This is a genomic window from Paenibacillus canaveralius, from assembly GCF_047238265.1.
Taxonomy (GTDB): Bacteria; Bacillota; Bacilli; order Paenibacillales; family NBRC-103111; genus Paenibacillus_F.
The window spans coordinates 2,390,818-2,407,298 of record NZ_JBDFMM010000001.1 but is presented as its reverse complement, the minus strand read 5'-3'; the positions used below and the strand labels follow the sequence as shown (position 1 = coordinate 2,407,298).

At 55.7% G+C, this 16,481-nt stretch carries 13 protein-coding genes, 1 pseudogene and 1 riboswitch; of the genes and pseudogenes, 1 reads left to right on the top strand and 13 read right to left on the bottom strand.

The genetic code is table 11. The features are described 5' to 3' along the window. Positions 1–8: 8 nt before the first annotated feature. From ABC395_RS11260 to pyk, 9 genes and pseudogenes are all read right to left on the bottom strand, one after another. Complete coding sequence (locus ABC395_RS11260; protein WP_413003060.1) at positions 9–755, bottom strand: ABC transporter permease subunit; 747 nt, start codon at positions 753–755, stop codon at positions 9–11. Continuing rightward, positions 748–1,488, bottom strand: coding sequence for an ABC transporter ATP-binding protein (locus ABC395_RS11255; RefSeq protein ID WP_413003058.1), 741 nt, complete (start codon positions 1,486–1,488; stop codon positions 748–750). Before ABC395_RS11255 ends, ABC395_RS11260 begins: the two co-directional genes overlap by 8 nt. A gap of 108 nt (positions 1,489–1,596) precedes the next feature. Further along, positions 1,597–2,493, bottom strand: coding sequence for a hypothetical protein (locus ABC395_RS11250; protein WP_413003057.1), 897 nt, complete (start codon positions 2,491–2,493; stop codon positions 1,597–1,599). 294 nt (positions 2,494–2,787) lie between these two features. Further along, positions 2,788–3,796 (bottom strand): annotated as a pseudogene (locus tag ABC395_RS11245) (ABC transporter substrate-binding protein). A 26-nt stretch (positions 3,797–3,822) separates the two neighbouring features. After that, the gene (locus ABC395_RS11240) at positions 3,823–4,608 is read right to left on the bottom strand and encodes an ABC transporter ATP-binding protein (RefSeq protein WP_413003055.1); all 786 of its coding nucleotides are present in this window, start codon (positions 4,606–4,608) and stop codon (positions 3,823–3,825) included. After that, positions 4,605–5,633, bottom strand: a complete 1,029-nt coding sequence (locus ABC395_RS11235) for a FecCD family ABC transporter permease (protein WP_413006724.1) — start codon at positions 5,631–5,633, stop codon at positions 4,605–4,607. Before ABC395_RS11235 ends, ABC395_RS11240 begins: the two co-directional genes overlap by 4 nt. A 249-nt stretch (positions 5,634–5,882) precedes the next feature. Then, a riboswitch (cobalamin riboswitch) is annotated at positions 5,883–6,084 on the bottom strand. 102 nt (positions 6,085–6,186) lie between these two features. Further along, positions 6,187–8,103, bottom strand: a complete 1,917-nt coding sequence (locus ABC395_RS11230; RefSeq protein ID WP_413003053.1) for an ATP-dependent DNA helicase — start codon at positions 8,101–8,103, stop codon at positions 6,187–6,189. A 151-nt stretch (positions 8,104–8,254) separates the two neighbouring features. Beyond that, a complete protein-coding gene (locus ABC395_RS11225; protein WP_413003052.1) occupies positions 8,255–10,126 on the bottom strand; it encodes a hypothetical protein in 1,872 nt (623 codons plus the stop codon). Between the two features lie 168 nt (positions 10,127–10,294). After that, a complete protein-coding gene (pyk, locus tag ABC395_RS11220; RefSeq protein ID WP_413003050.1) occupies positions 10,295–11,710 on the bottom strand; it encodes a pyruvate kinase in 1,416 nt (471 codons plus the stop codon). Positions 11,711–11,823: 113 nt separating this feature from the next. On the opposite strand from pyk, the gene ABC395_RS11215 reads away from it, so the two are divergent. Continuing rightward, the gene (locus ABC395_RS11215; protein WP_413003048.1) at positions 11,824–12,606 is read left to right on the top strand and encodes a helix-turn-helix domain-containing protein; all 783 of its coding nucleotides are present in this window, start codon (positions 11,824–11,826) and stop codon (positions 12,604–12,606) included. Between the two features lie 160 nt (positions 12,607–12,766). Here ABC395_RS11215 and ABC395_RS11210 read toward each other — a convergent pair whose 3' ends face one another. From ABC395_RS11210 to ABC395_RS11195, 4 genes are all read right to left on the bottom strand, one after another. Beyond that, a complete protein-coding gene (locus ABC395_RS11210) occupies positions 12,767–13,210 on the bottom strand; it encodes a DUF6376 family protein (protein ID WP_413003046.1) in 444 nt (147 codons plus the stop codon). A 156-nt stretch (positions 13,211–13,366) separates the two neighbouring features. Then, on the bottom strand, positions 13,367–13,726 hold the full coding sequence (locus tag ABC395_RS11205) for a Rieske (2Fe-2S) protein (protein ID WP_413003045.1): 360 nt from the start codon (positions 13,724–13,726) through the stop codon (positions 13,367–13,369). Positions 13,727–13,744: 18 nt separating this feature from the next. Next, positions 13,745–14,809 (bottom strand): amidohydrolase family protein, encoded by a 1,065-nt coding sequence (locus tag ABC395_RS11200; protein ID WP_413003043.1) that lies wholly within the window; start codon positions 14,807–14,809, stop codon positions 13,745–13,747. A gap of 51 nt (positions 14,810–14,860) precedes the next feature. Beyond that, on the bottom strand, positions 14,861–16,423 hold the full coding sequence (locus tag ABC395_RS11195) for an extracellular solute-binding protein (RefSeq protein WP_413003041.1): 1,563 nt from the start codon (positions 16,421–16,423) through the stop codon (positions 14,861–14,863). Positions 16,424–16,481: the final 58 nt, after the last annotated feature.

The following is a 16,481-nucleotide window of genomic DNA, read 5'->3' as shown; positions in this document are numbered from 1 at the left end:
TTCTCCGTTCACACTTCTTTTCGATCAAATTTATAATACCCGAGGGCAAAAAACAAGAGGCTGCTTGAAAGCAGAAACAATGAAGCCGTCATCCGTCTTCCCGCCGGAACCCCGTCATTCAGCCAGAGTAGATGCCAATCCGTGTAAGACACCGGTGAGAACGCGGGAAACGGCTGAAAAAGGAACGGCGCCAGCTTAGCCGCCGCATACAAGGCGATGGCGAAGACGACGAATCCGCTGGCGCTTTTGAAAAACTGTGCGGCCAAAACAAATACGGCCGACAGGGCGGTCATCGCGGCAAACGCGGCGGCATACGCTTTGGCCGCAGCCAGGCTATCGTCTATGCCGAGGGGCGTTCCCGCGAACATCGCGCACAGCAGCGTGACCGCGAAGAGCAGAACCAGCAGCAGCGCCACCGCCGTTCCCTGGGCGGCCGCCTTCGCGGTAAAAACGTGAAAGCGCGTGCCGGGACGCAGAAAAGCGAGTTTAAGCGTTCTTGAAGCGTCTTCGTGAGGAAACTGGTCGCCCGTAAGCATCACGATAAAGAGCGGAATCCACAATGCCGTATAGATACTCAGCATCTGTACGGGAAAAGAGCTGCCGAGCGCCATCGATCCCAGCAGAGGTCCAAGCGCCTGTAACGAGACGGCAAACAGAACGGGAAGCAGAACGGAGACAGCCGCGAAGATGACGGTTTTTTTCCGGTACAGCAGTAAATAAAGCTCGTTCACATAACCCGCTTTCCATCTATGCATCTTGAAGCTCTCCTTCCCTATCACGGATTTCCGTCATGTAAAAGCTTTCGAGCGTCCCGCCTTCCGGCACCAGATCCGAGAGATCTCCTTCTCTCTTCAAGCTGCCGCCGGCAAGAATTCCCGCCCGGCTGCAAAGCTGCTCAAGCTCGTGGATCATATGGCTGGAAATAAGGAACGAAGTTCCCTCTTCCGCCGACATTTTGCGGATCAGGCTGCGGAACATCACGATCCCCTCGATATCCAGACCGTTCGTCGGCTCATCCAGCAGCACAAGCTTGGGCCCCGGCATGACAGCGGCGGCCAAGGCCAGCTTTTGTTTCATGCCTGCCGAGAAGCCCTTAATTTTCTCATGCCGGACGTGAAGCAGGCCGACGGTATCCAGCACCTCCTCCATCCGCTGTCCCGTCACCCCCGGGTAGAAGCGTGCGGACTGGCGGAGATACTGCCAAGCCGTCAGAAAATCCGGAAAGTCGGCCGATTCGATCATGCAGCCGACATTCTCCATCGCCTGCCCGTGCCGCAGAGCCCTGTCGACGCCGAACAAGGTGACCGTGCCGCCGTCCGCCCGGATCAGCCCCGTGACCAGCTTGAGGAGCGTCGTCTTTCCCGCTCCGTTCGGACCGAGCAGTCCGTAGACGTCGCCGGCTTCCAGCCGCAGGCTGACCTCTCTGACTCCGCGTCCGCTCCCGCGGTATTGCTTCGTTAAACCGCTGACTTCCAGAATAAGCTGCATCGGTAAATTTCACTTCCTTTCCCGTCCGGTAGTCGGCGGACGCCAGTAACCCGCGTCCATCCGCTGCGGACGAAACAATGTGCGTCTCGTTTAGCCGTTCTTGCCCTGTCATTTGTTCCTGTGCTCCGACTGTACTTTCTGAACGTTTTTGCCGTTCAGATCCACCGTATCCGGCGTAGTGCCGTCATATCCGGACAGATCCGCCTGCAGATGCACGACAACCTGATGAGTCTTGCCCCCGGCGTCCTTACCGGATATAGTCAGCTCCGCTTCTTGGTGCCGGATATAATTCGACGGGCTGATCGTCGCGTTAACGGCCACCTTCTCCAGGCGAATATCCGCGGTCAGCCCGGGTGCGGCATCCTTCAGAAACCCGCTGTCGAACGGGGTATCCGCCGCGCCGGTTTTCTTCTCCGGCTCTCCGTGCTCCTTGGACGCCTGCTTGATGACGACCGGCGCAATCGCCTGAACGACTGCGGGCAGCTGAGCGCCGTCCAGCTCCGCCGACACGCGCTTGCTTCCGTCCTCTTTCACATCGACGGCGACATAATCTTTCAGATTGCCGACCAGCGCGTCCACCACGGTTTCCACGTGCTGCGGCATTTCATTTTCACCGTTGCCTTTAAAGCGCTTGTGCGTTTCACTCCCCGTATCTTTGACATAATACACATCTCCGCTTCCCGGTTTAAAGATCGCTTGCTCGCCCTGCTTGTAAAATTGAAGCATTTGTTTCGTTCCGCCGACCGAGACTTCACCCGTGCCGCTTGCCGAACCTCCTTCACGGCTCATTTTAAACGTCCCGTTCGCACTCAGAGCCACGTTCCCGTTGTCCCTTAAAGATCCCGCTGCCTGAACTGTGACGCTTTTGACTGTCTTGGAATTTTTCAACGCGGACTTGTAGGCGTCATATCCCGAAGTTCCCGCCATGGCGCTGATTCCCGTCGTGACCATCATAAGACTGCTGATTCCGATTACACTGCCCAACACCAGCCATTTTTTGTTCATGTTCTTCCTCCTGAATCCTTCGTATTTAACCGCCACTGTCATCATAGGCAAAAAAAATAAACCCCTTATGAAGCATCTATTAAAACTTTCTTAAATCACTTCCCGGTTATCAAAGCCCGCTTGCACCGCACAAAAAAAGCCCCTTTACAGGGGCAGAGTTCTTTCCGTTACAGTCAGTCGGATCCAAAGGGATACACGATATGAAAAGCTCAAAGCAAACCTTCCGTGTTCACGCTGCATCTGACCGAACACCGGGAATGGCCATGCCCGAAGATCCGGCAGGAAGAGACCCGTTTATTTTTTATGTACTTTATCCGGGTATAACCCTTCCGCCAGCGTCTGCAGGGCGATCGGGGCGCGGATTCCTTCGGAAGCGGCCGACAGAGGAAGAACGAGCAGGCGCCGGTTCTTAATGGCCGGAATATCGGCCAGCTCTCTTTTGCCCAGGAGAAGCTCTTTCTTCTTCTCTACCGGCGTATCGCCGTAATCCATGATCACAATGACGTCCGGGTTGCGGCTGACCACCTCTTCCCAGCTGACTTCGACCCAGCTTTTCTGAATATCGTCGAAAATATTTTTGCCGCCGATCATGTTAATCAGGCTCGTAATGTAAGTATTGGCCGCCGTAAAAGCTTTATCTTCGCCGTTGTCGTAAATGAACACCTTCTGAGGTGTCCCGACCGTGCCGATTTGCTCCTGAATGTCTTTTAAGCGCTGCTTCATGCCGTCCACGAGCTCATTTGCCTTTGCTTCTACCCTGAAAATGCGGCCGATGTTCAAAATATCCTCATATACATCGTCCAAAGTCGGAGCCGCTTTATTGGAAGATTCCTGCACATAGGTCTGAATCCCCTGTTTGGCCAGCTCTCCCCGGGTGCCCAGAGTTTTCTCCGTAAACGCGCTTTTCCAGCCCGCATAGGCAAAATCCGGAGCGGCCTCCGCAAAAACTTCCTTGGACGGGTAGGTTTTGGCGAGAACGGGCACCCGTTTGTAAGCTTCCTGCAGCCTCCGGAAGAATCTGATCGTCCAGGTAAGCGGTGCCGGCCATGTTTTTCTCCAGCCCGAGCGCAAGCATCACTTCCGTAGCATGCTGATTTAAAGTCACGGCCCGTTTGGGCGCATCCTTAAAATGAAGCTTCTCCCCCATATTTTCCAGCTCTACGGCTGCCGCGTGTGTCCCTTCTGACTCCGCAGCGCCTCTCGGTACGAGTTCTTTGGTGGAATCGAATGCGGAGCAGGCGCTTGCGGCGGCCAGGCAAACAAGAGCCAGCCCTAAGAATAAAAAACGTTTAAGAGATCGCATATCTTTCAAAATAATTCCTCCGTCCGTTATAATCCGGCGTTATAAAAAGATTCCGGCAAGTACGTAATGACGAGCTTGCCCGTCAAGGCGTGCCGGTTCACCTCGGCGTGTACGCCGAATATGTCCCGGAGAACAGCAGGGACCAGAAGCTCCTCGGGAGTGCCTTCCGCCGCTATTTCCCCCTCGCTGATGATGTATAAACGGTCGCAATAGTAAGCCGCCATATTCAGATCGTGAAGGGCGGCCAGCGTCGTGATTCCCAGCGAGCGGACAAGCTCCATAATCTGCAGCTGGTAGCGGATATCCAGATGGTTCGTCGGCTCGTCCAGAATGAGCAACTTCGCCTGCTGGGCCAGCGCACGCGCGATAAGCACCCGCTGCTTCTCGCCGCCGGACAAGGTCGCGAAGCTGCGTTCTCCGAATTCACGGAGTCCGACCGTTTCCAGAGCCCCCCGGCATATTTCCAGGTCCGCTTCCGTATCGCTTTCGTACCATTTCTTGTGGGGGTATCTCCCCATCAGAACCATGTCCGCGACGCTGAAATCGAACTCGACGGATGATTCCTGGCTGACGACGGCCATAAGTTCGGCCGCTTTTTTGTAAGGCATGCCCAGCAGTTCCCGCTCGTCCAGAAACACTTGTCCCGCATCCGGTTTAAGCTCGCGGTAGAGCGATTTAAGCAGGGTTGATTTACCGCTCCCGTTCGGTCCGATCAGGCCGATAAACTCGCCTTCGCGGACGGCAAGATTAACGGAATCGAGAATTTTCTTGCCCCCTATGCTCAGGGAAAGACGATTCGCTTCCAGGTTCATTTTGAAGTTCCTCCGAATGCGTATGAGCTTCTGCGGAGCAGCCAGATGAAGAACGGGCCGCCGCAAATCGCCGTCACGATACCGATCGGCAGTTCTTCCGGCGCAAGTACGAGCCGGGCCAGAACGTCGGCCCATATGACATAGACCGCCCCGAACAGAACGCTGACCGGCAGCACTTTGCGGTGGTCGGAGCCGAGCATCAGCCGGACGATGTGGGGGATCATCAGGCCGACAAAACCGATCGAACCGCTGACGGATACGATCGTTCCCGTAATCAGCGCGGTTACGATGACCAGGCAGGTCCGGAACGCCGGCACATTGACTCCCATCGTCCCCGCTGCTCCTTCACCCACGAGAAGAGCGTTCAAGGCCCGGTGCTGAAAGAGCAGGAACAGAATGCCGGACACGACAATCAGAGCCGGTGCGGTCAGATATTCCCACTTGGCGCCGGCCAGACTGCCCATCAGCCAGTAAACGACGGAGCGGATGCCCTGGGCGTTCGGCGCCATCGTGACGATGAAGCTCGTAAACGCCGACATCATGCTCGCCACGGCGGTTCCCGCAAGCAGCAGCCGGGTAGTCGAAATGCGTCCTCCGACCTTTGCGAAGGTAAACACAAGCGCCATGGCGATAAGGGAGCCGATAAAGGCCGATACCGGCAGCGCGTAAGCACCCAGGAACGAGAATCCCCCGAACAGGAGAACAAGGGTGGCCGCAACCGACGAACCGGACGATACTCCGAGTATGTAAGGATCGCCGAGCGAATTGCGGATTAGCGCCTGGATCGTTACCCCCACCGCGGATAAGCCGGCCCCGACGACAACACCGAGCAGGACGCGCGGAAAGCGGATGTTCCAGATAATATGCTCCTGCGCTTTCGTCCAATCCTGCTCGATCAGGCTTCCGAGTCCAGGCATGTGCGAAAAAGCGATTTTCCATACCGTGACCGGTTCGATCCGTACGGAACCGAGCATGACGGCAGCCGTTACGGAAAGCAGCAGGAGAAGAATTAAGCCGCCGAGCATAACCGGAAAAGCGGTTTGCCGCCGCGCCGTTTCGTACTTACTTGGAGAAGCGGGACGAACTCTTCCGGCTTCTCCTGATTCCCGATCCCGTTCCTTGTTGAAAACCGAATGCAAGTCCTCACCTCGACCGTTCATTTTTTGATGGCTGTCCATGCAAAAAAGCGCCTCCCCCTTCGTTTACAGACAAAGGGAAAGACGCCCGTGATTTTTATGGCACGCATCTAACACCTCCCTATCTCCCGTAGGTTGTTCGTGTTACGGATACAGGCAGGTCTCCTGGCTATCAGCGTCATCATCGGCAGCAGTCTTCCCGGTACGAATACCAGTGACAATCGTTGCTGCGACTCTTCTGTTACAGTGGCGGGACCGCGCCGGTATTGCACCGGACTTCCCTATTAAGCTGTACCGCGTTAAAATTTCAGCGGCAAGCACCTGTACCGAGTTATTCAATTTATCGTCCGGCCTGTATTTTACGCGAAATACGGAATACGGACCGGAAGCATCTTGTTTATCATAGCGGAAACGCCGGGAATCGGCAACAATTGCCAGTCGCTTAATCCGGAAGAAGCCCACGGATCTGTTCTCTGACCGCGGGATTATCCAGATCACGGCCGAGCACGGATACCGTGCCCCGGTCGTCGCGTGAGCGGATTAACCGCCCGATGCCCTGCCTGAGGCGGAGCAGCATGTACGGCATGTCCACGTCTTCGTACGGCTGAGCCGAATCTTTACGCTTGGCCGCGAAGACGGGATCGTCCGGAGGAAACGGAAGCTCCCAGACGATTACATGGGACAAAGACGGTCCCGGTATGTCAAGCCCTTCCCACAGCGTTACCGCGCAAAGGACACTTTCTTCGTCATTCTGAAAAGACGAGATGAGGTGGCTGATTTCAGCCGAGCCTTCGAACAAAAACCGGTAATCGGCAGACTCGGGATACAGCGCCAAACCTTGTCTGAACGTTCCCAGCGCCTCACGGGACGGGAACAGGATAAGCGCCCGGCCGTCGGATTCCTTGAGCAGTTCGAGAACCCGGCCGGTTTTGTCTTCTTCCGGCTTGTCGGGATACAGGCCCGCCTTCATTTGAGAGCCGTAATCGTAAGGCGAAGGAACGGAGAACGAAAGGAAGCTTTCGATGCCCAGGCTGCCCGCCATATAGTCGAAAGAACCGTTGACGGACAAGGTCGCCGAAGAAAAGACGACCGGCATTTTTTTCGAAAACACGCGGTCTCTTAAAATTTCCTTAACCATCTTCGGCATGATGACCAGGGTAATTCCGTCGGAATCTTCCGTAACCCATGAAATCAACTGCCCCGGCTTATCGAATAAACTCAAAGCAAGCTGAATCATTTCCAGGTGCTCCTCGACGATCTTGAGCTGGTAATCATCCAGTGTGGACAGTCCGCTTTCGAACACAAGCTCTTCTTCGATCACGTCGATCAGCTGCCGGAACCGGCTTACTTCCCGTTTCAATTCTTCGCTCCAGGCGAATTCCTTCCGGTCCGAGGCCGGGACGGAGTAGCTGCCGCTTTCCAGCACGCGGAACAATGTTTCACTCTGGACGATCGCTTCTTCGATAGCCAGCGCCAGCGTTTCTCTGACCTCGCCTTCCAGAAGCCGGATGACGATGCTTTCAAATACCGAATGCTTCAATTTGTAAGTGAGCGCGTTCTGCGCGGCCGTTTCCAGCAGGTGCCCTTCGTCGAAAACGACGGAGCTGTGCTCCGGCAGAAGAGGCAGCTGGCCTTCCCGTTTCCGGGCCTCGTAAGTCCAGACATGTTCCATATAGAAATCATGGGAACAAATAATCAGGTCGGCGGACTTGCGGTAATGCTCGCGTGACAGCGTCTGGCCGCAGCGGTGGCGCTGGCTGCAGACGAGACAGTCCTGGAACACGTCCCAGCCGATCCGGTCCCACTGCTCGTCCGTCAGCTCGGGGTATTCCTTACGGTTGCCGTACGGATAGAAGGACTGGAGCGTGTCCGGGTAGTGGACGAACGCGGGAAGACCGTGATAAATGTCGCTGAAGACTTCCTCGTCGCCGGAGCCGCCGCCCCGGGTATCGTCCAGCTTATTCAGGCAGATGTACTGGTGCTGCGACTTGCCCATCCGGGCGTCAATCGTCAGATCCAGGTGACGGGCAAGCTTGGCGATGTCCCCTTCGGGTTTGACCAGCTGCTCGATCAGCGATTCGTCCGCGCATGCGATAATCGCGGGCTTTCGCGTGTAGCGGGCATAAGTAAGAGCGTAGAGCAGATAGACCAGCGTTTTCCCGGTTCCCACTCCCGCTTCCGCAAAGATGGTCTGTTTCTCCTGGTATGCCCTCTCCAGTTGAAACGCCATATAAATTTGTTCATCTCTCACTTCAAAACCGGCTTCCGGCAGAAGCTCGTAAAACACATCGGCAATCCAGTCGCTTGCCTGCTGAACGAAAGGTTTTGTCGGATCAAATGCAAATGGATAGTTTCTCAATCTGGCCGTGCCTCCACATCATCGTTACGTACATCTGTCCATTATACCGCAAAAGATCCCTGCGCGAATCCTCCTTTTCTTAGAAGCGCAAAATAAAATCCGCCCGGAGGCGGATTCTGTGACGGGAGCTTGCCGGCATGCCGTGCTTAGGTCAAGGAAGGTTGAGGTAGCTTAAGCCCGAATCGATGACATAGGAGTCACCGGCCGCTTGCAGGTCGCCCGCCGACAAATCTTTCGTTTCGGTGGACCGGGCTTTTTTCGTCGCGATGTCATACGCGGTTATCGTCACCGTATCTTTGACATAGTCGGTTTCCGCCCATAGCAGCCGCTTCGGGTCCGATGACGGGAGCATCTTCACCGTCCGCTGCGAATTCGTCTCGTCGCCGATAATCGTGTAGAGGGCGCTCCCCGCGTCTACCAGCATCAGCGCGCCGGACTCCCCCCGGACGATCTGCGGATGATGCAGATCGGCAAGCTTTGCCTCGCTCAGCTTCGCCAGCTTCCCGGTTGCGGGCTGCACGAGATGATAGACCGAGTCCGTTTTCCTCGGCTCGCGGTCTTCCGCCCGCTCCACGTTGTAGCTGCGCAGCACGGCTGCACTGAGGCTTCCGGCGCCGCGGCTTCTCTCGCCGCTGTCCGCGCTTGCGTTGCTTGCGGCCCTGCCGAAGCTTTCACCTCCGCCGATCCAGCCGCGAAGCTCCAGCCGGTCCCCGTGCTTCAACTCGCGCGCATCGGTACTCCACGCCGGTTTTCCGTCCCGGCTGAAAAACTTGATCCCCTGCGGAGCAATCAGCTTGTAAGCTTCTCCGCCTATCACGTTCTCTTCGCTGTTCGTGAACGTATACTCGTAAGCGGCGTAGCGGCTGTCCGGACTCCATTTGAACGCCGGGTTCGAATGCAGGCCCGCATCCGCCGGCAGATCGGCCAGCTTGACACCTTTGCCGTCATACAGCCGATAGCCGTCCTTCTCATACCAGAAGCGTTCCCCGTCCGGCGATTTGAACAAGCGGGACACCGGCCAGGTGTGGCTGAAAGTGCCGTCAAGCTCTTTGACTCCTCCGCGCGCAAGGTCCGCGACCCACAACTTGCCCCCGCGGTAGCTGTTCAAGTACAGCTTGCTTCCGTCCGCGTTCAACCAGCCGGATGCCAGAAAATCGGGCGACAGATCGGGAGGGACATCGGCCGCCAGCTCACGAAGCCGTCCGCTGCTCACATCCAGCGAAACGATCCGGTAGCCGATTCCCGCTCCGTCCGCTTTTCCGGCAGGCTGGATCATGACGACATGAGAGTCGTCCCTAAAACCGTATCCCATGGCCAGCGTATCGGTCGAATAAGTGTCGCCCATTTTCAGATCTGCAAACGGAAACACCTTGAACGTCTTTTTCGCAGGCTGCACGGCTAGAAGATCAAGGCGGTACCGCGTTCCTCCCTCGTCCGGAGATGTTCTCCGGACGAGGTGCAGGACGGTTTTTCCGTTGTCGGGGGAAACGAGAGACTGCATCACCGTGGCCGTCGTATTCTTTTCTTCGGCCAGTTTCAGCCGGAACCCGCCTTTAGTCTCTTCCAGGCTCACGTTCAGAGAGCTCGGGACTGCGGCAGTTCCCGGAGCCCATACACCTGTTTCCTGAGAAGACGGCTGAGCGGGCAGCCCTGATTCCAGCGCGACGGGCAGTACGCGCAAGCCGCTTTCGGGAGCCTCGATCTCCGACAAGCTCAGCAGCTTGCCGCTGGACGCGTCGATGTAATAGACTTCCTTGTTTCCGTATTCGAATGTCGCCTCCACCTGCCAAATCTTCCGTTTCTCTGTGAGTCCTGCGGACGCTTCGCCTTGTCCCGCCTCCTCTCCCGACGTCTCGAAAGCATGCCGCGTCAAACCGACTTTCCATTCCGCCTTCCGGTCCTGAACATGGCTTTGGGCGATAGATAGAGCCTCCTTGGAGCTGATTCCCGAAGCCGATTGCGGACCGGAAACGGAGATCGTGTTTACCGCAAGAAGGAAAGCCAGCAGAAATGCCGTTTTCATGGGTCCCTTTTCCACCTTTCAAAAGTTCTACCCTTTAGACTCCATTATTTGGAAAATGTTGCATGGCGGAAGCGTGCAGGGCTGTCTTTATCACGACCATAAAAGGAAAGCGGGCGAATAACGGCCATGCTTGCAAAAAAAGCCTTCCGCCGCCGGAAGGCTTTCTTTCTATACCTGCATGATTTTAATCAGATTCGTCGTTCCCGTTTTGCCGATCGGCACTCCGGCCGTGATGACGGTGTAATCTCCGCTTTGCAGCAGCCCGTGCGCGGTGCCGCTGGATACTGCGGCCTTGAACATGTCGTCGGTCGTCTGCACAAACTCGCCTTTGACGGGCAGCACGCCCCACAGCAGGCACAATTTGTTCAGAACCTCGTCGCTCGGCGCAATGGCGATGATCGGAGCCTTCGGTCTGTGCTTGGACACCATCCGCGGCGTATACCCGCTCATCGTCGGCGTCAGAATCGCTTTCGCTCCGATCGCCTCCGAAGCGCTGACGGCAGCCTGACTGATAATCTCCGTTACGTTGACCTCCGCGGGAACGTCCGCCTGCCGGCGGCCCGCCTCCGCCATGTAAAGCCCCTCGGCTTTCCTCGCGATCGTGCCCATCGTGCGCACCGACTCGACCGGATACTTGCCGGCCGCCGTCTCCCCCGACAGCATGATCGCGTCGGAGCCCTGAAGAACGGCGTTTGCGACGTCGCTCACTTCGGCCCGGGTCGGGCGGGGATTGATCTGCATCGAATCCAGCATTTGAGTGGCGACAATAACCGGCTTGCCCGCACGGTTGCAGGATTCGATCATCACTTTCTGGATGACCGGGACATCTTCGACCGGAATTTCAACTCCCAGGTCCCCGCGGGCTACCATGATTCCGTCCGATGCTTCCACGATGGCCTCCAGCTCGTCTACGCCTTCCTGGTTTTCGATTTTGGAAATGATCTGAATATGACTGCAGCCTTGTTCCTCCAGCAGCTGACGGACCGTAAGCACGTCTTCCGCTTTGCGCACGAAGGACATGGCAATGATCTCAATCTTTTCGCGGATGCCGAATTCGATATGGCGGATGTCCCGCTCCGTGACTCCGGGGAGCGTGGTATGCACGCCCGGCAGGTTAACCCCTTTGCGCGGTTTGATAACACCGCCATTGATCACTTCGCACGACACTTCCGTTCCCGCCGCCGAAACGACTCTCAGCTCAATCAGCCCGTCGTCGATCAGGATTTTATCCCCGGCCTTCACGACCTGCGGCAGTTCCGCATAATTGACCGAAATGCGCGTGCTGTCTCCCGCGATTTCTTCGCTTGTCAGCGTGAGGCTATCTCCCGCTTTCACTTCGCACGACGCTTCCTTGAGCAGGCCGATCCGTACTTCCGGTCCTTTGATGTCCATTAATACAGGCACGATGGCGCCCGTTTCTTTCGCCGCCTGGCGGATCCGGCTGATCTGCAGGCTGTGGTCTTCCAGCTCTCCGTGAGCCATGTTAATTCTTGCCACGTTCATTCCGGCTGCGATCAATTCCTTCAATACCTCGACGGAGCGGCATGAGGGCCCCATGGTGCATACAATTTTTGTCTTCCGCATATGATCGGTCCTTCCTCTTCTTTGGTTGTCCCTATTGTAATTCGTTTCCGTTCGGGAGAAAATGAACTATAGTATTGCAATTGTACTATAGTATGTTTTATGAAGAGGGAACCATGATCAAATTAACAAACATTCGGCACGACCGGCTGACGGAATGGTACGAAGAAAGCGGGCCCGGCGGCAGTGCGGCCGCTTCATTTATCATGCTGAGCTACGGCCGCTGCCTGTATTGGATCGAAAACGACAAAATTATGCTGGAGAAAGGCGACCTGCTCCTGATTAGAGAGGGTGTATCCTATTACGGCAAAAGCATTCCGACCTTTCTGCACAACAAATATGTCGCAAGCTTCCATCTTACCGATATAGGTCACGAGCTGCCGCTGCTGAGCAAACCATGGATAAAAATGCGATCCGGCATGGCCGAATTTTTGCTCGAACGGACCCGCAAATGCTATTCCGATTGGAAAGAGAACGAACCGTACGCCCTGATCCGCGGACAAGCCATTCTGCTGGAAATGCTCGCTCTGCTTAGCCGTGAAGCGGATCAGACGGCCGTTTTGAGTGAAACGGGAAAACACGCGGAACGGATGAAACAGTATATCCGCGACCATTACCGCGAGAAAGTGACGAAAGACGAGCTAGGCGGATTCATCTCGAAGAGCCCCAACTATGCCGCCGCTCTTTTTAAAAAAGTAACGGGGCAAACGATCAGCGAATATGTCCATTCCGTTCGGGTGAAGAAGGCCGTCTATATGCTGATGGATTCGCTGCTGACGATCGGCGAGATCGCCGAATTTGTCGGCTACGAGGATGTATCGTATTTTCAGCGGATATTCAAAAAAATGACCGGACGCACCCCTTCCTCTTATATGAAGGAAAGGCCGCCGAGAAATTGACCCGCGTGCCGTTCCGGTTGTTCATCCGCTTGCGCCGCAGCGCTGGTCTGTGCTGCCTTCGGGCCGGTATCGCTCCAACAAAAAAAGCCCTCTCGGGCTTGGATATTCATCGTTCCGGCCGTTTCTTTTTCCTGTTAGAAGGCCGTGTTATCCGCCTGGTCTACTGACCCAGGTTCTGAATCTTCTCGGTAAGCTGCTTCATTTCGTTGACCTGCTGAATCACCGGAGACTGGAGCAGCGATTTATAATCGAGCACCTGGCTGTTAAGCTGATCCAGATGTCCGTTAATCGTGCCCAGCATCGTTTCGTTATATCCGACGATCTGATTATGCAGGTCTTCGGCAAAGCCCGGCGCATCCAGCCCGTTAAAACTGGAAATGTTCTCGCGCATCGCTTCCAGTTCTTTTTTCACTTTCTCTCCAGCTTGGGGATCGGTGGCGGCTTCGCGGGCGGCGGCAGGCAGGTTTTCGGCGAAAGCGGCCGCTTCCTGGAGATACGTTTTCGCTTCTTCTCCATAGTTCAAGGTATTGTTTACGCCTTCCAGAAACGAACAGCCTGACAGCATCAAAACGGTCAACACCGCAAGGATAAGTCTGATTCTCATAAATCGAAGGCCTCCTTTTGTTTGCGTTTACAGGGTAATACTGTTTTGACCGGCGTTCGGTTCCACTATGCGATGAGTCTGCATACGGGCTTTGATGAGGTTTAAACACAAAAAAGAGCCGCATAACGCAGCTCTTGGCCATTTTGACGGCTATGTTCACCGGTTTCCAAGCACTATACCAATCCGGCCTTCCTTAATGTCCAGCTCATATTTCTTGATCCGGGTCCGGTCGCTGAACAAAGACTTCCCGGTTTTGATGTCGAATTCCCAACCGTGCCAAGGGCAGCGCACAATTTCGCCCTTGCGGCTGTAATCGTATTCGTAAACACCTGACGAGAGATTCGTCCCGGAGACGAGACCCGCACACATCGGCGCTCCCTGGTGCGGACAGTAATTGTGAAGCGCGTAGAATTCCCCGCCGATCCGGTAAATACAGATTTCCCGTCCTTCCACCTCGACCAGGACATGCCCGCCTTCGGGAATGTCTTCCGTACCCAGCACATCGTGTACCGCCATAATCACACGGCCCTCCGTTTACGATAAGTTATACAGCTTCTTCGCATTCTCGTAAAAGATTTTGCGCCGGGCTTCCGGCTTCAGCTTGCGCAGAATCATATCCGGCGCGTCAAAGTCCCAGTGCGGATAGTCGCTGGAATAAAGTATCATGTTCTCCGCGTCGAACATGTTGAACAAGTCGGCCAGATGCTGCGGATTGTCGGGTTCCTCGATCGGCTGCGTCGTCAGGAAGCAGTGCTCCGCGACGTATTGGCTCGGCATCTTGGTCAGCCACGGCACCGTGGAGCGGAGCGCCTTGTAGTTCTTGTCGAGCCGCCACATCAGCGGCGGCAGCCAGGCAATGCCGCCCTCGACGAGCACAACCTTCAGGCCGGGGAACTTGGCGAATACGCCCTCGCATACGAGGCTGACCAAATGGGCCATGAACATTTGGGACAGGCACGTATGCCACTCGATGTATCTCGCCGGATATCCGGCCGCCGTAGGCGCGGTCGAGCTGCCCCCTCCTTCGGCACCCGGATGAATGGCGACGGGCAGGCCGTGCCGCTGCGCCGCTTCGTAGATCGGGTGGTAGAAGCGGTGCCCCAGCGGCCAGCGTGCGGCGCTGGAGATGATCACTTCGACGATATCGGGATGATCCCCGATCCGGTCGATCTCCCTGGCGGCGAGCTGCGGGTCCAGCGTCGATACCGCCATGGCGCCTTTGAACGCCTTATGTTTGCCGAGCCACTCGGCGATAAGAAAGTCGTTGTAGGCGGAGCAGACGGCCGCCGCATAGTCCGGGTCGTGCGTCGTCGAAATGTTGTAGACGACACCCGTCAGGACGGCGTACTCGACGTTATAGCCTTCGATGAGCTGCTTGATCATGAAGTCGGGATCGGACCCCGCTCTGCCTCCTCCCGGCGGAATCGAGTCCTTCTTCATCACGCCGATCGGCGAATAATAACCGGAGCCCGAGTAACCGATACCCGTGGAGGCCACCCTGGATTTCCAGGGCTCCGGCAAATACGGGACGAGAGCAGAGTCGTCCTGTTCATTGTGAACGTCGGTATCGATGACTTTCAGCTTTTCCGCTGCTGCCACAGTTTTCCCTCCTTCGTACGATTGGTACTGTCCTTGTACCCGGCTCAAGGTCTACTTTTTGCCATAGGTCCGGGTGTAGGCCGTATTGTACATGTTCAGCAGATCGTCCGCGCCCATTTTCTTGACCTGATCCAGGAATTGCTGGTAAGTCGTATCGTTGATCGGTGTTTTCCCGGTGACGAATTCCGTTAATTTCTGCTCCAGGAACTTGTTGAGGTTGTTCAGTTTCGATTTTTCCAGTTCCAGTTCTTCCTCCGTTTTGACAATCTGTTTCGGGGACGGCACGATAAACGGCTCATACCGTTTGTTGATATCTTTGCTCTTGTCGCTCAGCCCGCGTTCCCAGACTTCACGCGATTTCGCATTGTCCAGCGTGATCAGGTCGTACCAGACGCCCCAATCCTTACGCAGCGTATTGAACGGGGAAGCACCGAATTCTTTCATATAAACGGGCTTGCCGTTTTCCATCGTGTAGGTTTTGCCCTCGATTCCGAGGGACAGGTAGTTCGAGCCTTCCTCGCTGACGAGATAGTCCAGGAACTGGACCGCCCGGTCTTTGTCTTTGACCTTTGCGGAAATCGCCCGCCCTACGGCTCCGATTACGGGACGGGAGAACTGGTAATTTTTGATGCCGTCCGCGGCAAACTGCGGAATCGCGTCGAGTTCGAAAGCAGGGGTGCCCGCTTTGCGGCCTTTGTCCGTTAGCGACTCCAGATCCGCCTTCCAGAAGTAAGTGACAAGCGACCTGCCTTTCAGGATGCGTTCCTCCCACTGGGCCTGGGTGAGCAGGGAATACTCGGGATCGAGCAGCTTTTCGGTATACAGCTTATTCAGGAAAACGAGCGAATCTTTGTAGCCTTTATGATACGGGGCGAACGCATATTTATCGGTCGTCGGGTCGATGTTGAAGAAGCCCTGGATGCCTGTAAACGCCCGGCCGAACACGGTATACAGTCCCGTATCGCCTACGATCGCATTGGGAATGAGCGGATACGAATTCGGTTCTTTCTCCTTATAAGACTTCAGGAACCCGTAAAATTCATCCAAGTTTGTCGGCGGCTTCAGCCCGTACTTATCCATCAAGTCTTTGCGGGTGTACCAGATGAAGTTAAAGCCTTTGCCTTCGGCGTCCCCTTCGATTACGGGCACCGTATATATGCCGCCGTCGGCTCCGCTGGCGACCGCTTTGGCTTCCGGGTATTTCTCGTAGAAAGCTTTGAGGTTCGGCGCTTTGTCCAGATAGTCCTTCAAGTTCAGAAACACTTTGTCGGGACCGTGCTCTCTGCCCTCCTGGGTGCTCACCTGGATAAAATCGGTGACGGAGTTCGTGGCGATCATGATCTGTCTTTTCTCGGTGAGTCCTTCCTGGCTGACAATCTGGAAATCGACGCTGACGCCGGTCTTTTTCTCGATCTCTTTGAAAATCTCCCAGTCCTGCCGCACTTTTCCTTCCACACGGTCGTACGCCAGCCATGAAAATTTAACGGGTTTCTTGGAATCCGATCCACCGCCTTCCCCGGGTGAAGCCCCTTGATCCTTGCTGGAACATCCCGCCGCAACGGCTCCGGCAAGCAAAGCGACGGACAAAATCACGGCAAACGGTCTTTTTTTCATTTCCGAACCTCCCCATAATGGTAGCTTCCGGTCTACTGGCCGGCTTTACTGGTCCTGC

Excerpts from the sequence above, each read along its gene's own strand:
- ABC395_RS11260 (WP_413003060.1), bottom strand. The coding sequence starts at position 755 with ATGCATAGATGGAAAGCGGGTTATGTGAACGAGCTTTATTTACTGCTG.
- ABC395_RS11255 (WP_413003058.1), bottom strand. The coding sequence starts at position 1,488 with ATGCAGCTTATTCTGGAAGTCAGCGGTTTAACGAAGCAATACCGCGGG.
- ABC395_RS11250 (WP_413003057.1), bottom strand. The coding sequence starts at position 2,493 with ATGAACAAAAAATGGCTGGTGTTGGGCAGTGTAATCGGAATCAGCAGT.
- ABC395_RS11240 (WP_413003055.1), bottom strand. The coding sequence starts at position 4,608 with ATGAACCTGGAAGCGAATCGTCTTTCCCTGAGCATAGGGGGCAAGAAA.
- ABC395_RS11235 (WP_413006724.1), bottom strand. The coding sequence starts at position 5,633 with ATGCTCGGCGGCTTAATTCTTCTCCTGCTGCTTTCCGTAACGGCTGCC.
- ABC395_RS11225 (WP_413003052.1), bottom strand. The coding sequence starts at position 10,126 with ATGAAAACGGCATTTCTGCTGGCTTTCCTTCTTGCGGTAAACACGATC.
- pyk (WP_413003050.1), bottom strand. The coding sequence starts at position 11,710 with ATGCGGAAGACAAAAATTGTATGCACCATGGGGCCCTCATGCCGCTCC.
- ABC395_RS11215 (WP_413003048.1), top strand. The coding sequence starts at position 11,824 with ATGATCAAATTAACAAACATTCGGCACGACCGGCTGACGGAATGGTAC.
- ABC395_RS11210 (WP_413003046.1), bottom strand. The coding sequence starts at position 13,210 with ATGAGAATCAGACTTATCCTTGCGGTGTTGACCGTTTTGATGCTGTCA.
- ABC395_RS11205 (WP_413003045.1), bottom strand. The coding sequence starts at position 13,726 with ATGGCGGTACACGATGTGCTGGGTACGGAAGACATTCCCGAAGGCGGG.
- ABC395_RS11195 (WP_413003041.1), bottom strand. The coding sequence starts at position 16,423 with ATGAAAAAAAGACCGTTTGCCGTGATTTTGTCCGTCGCTTTGCTTGCC.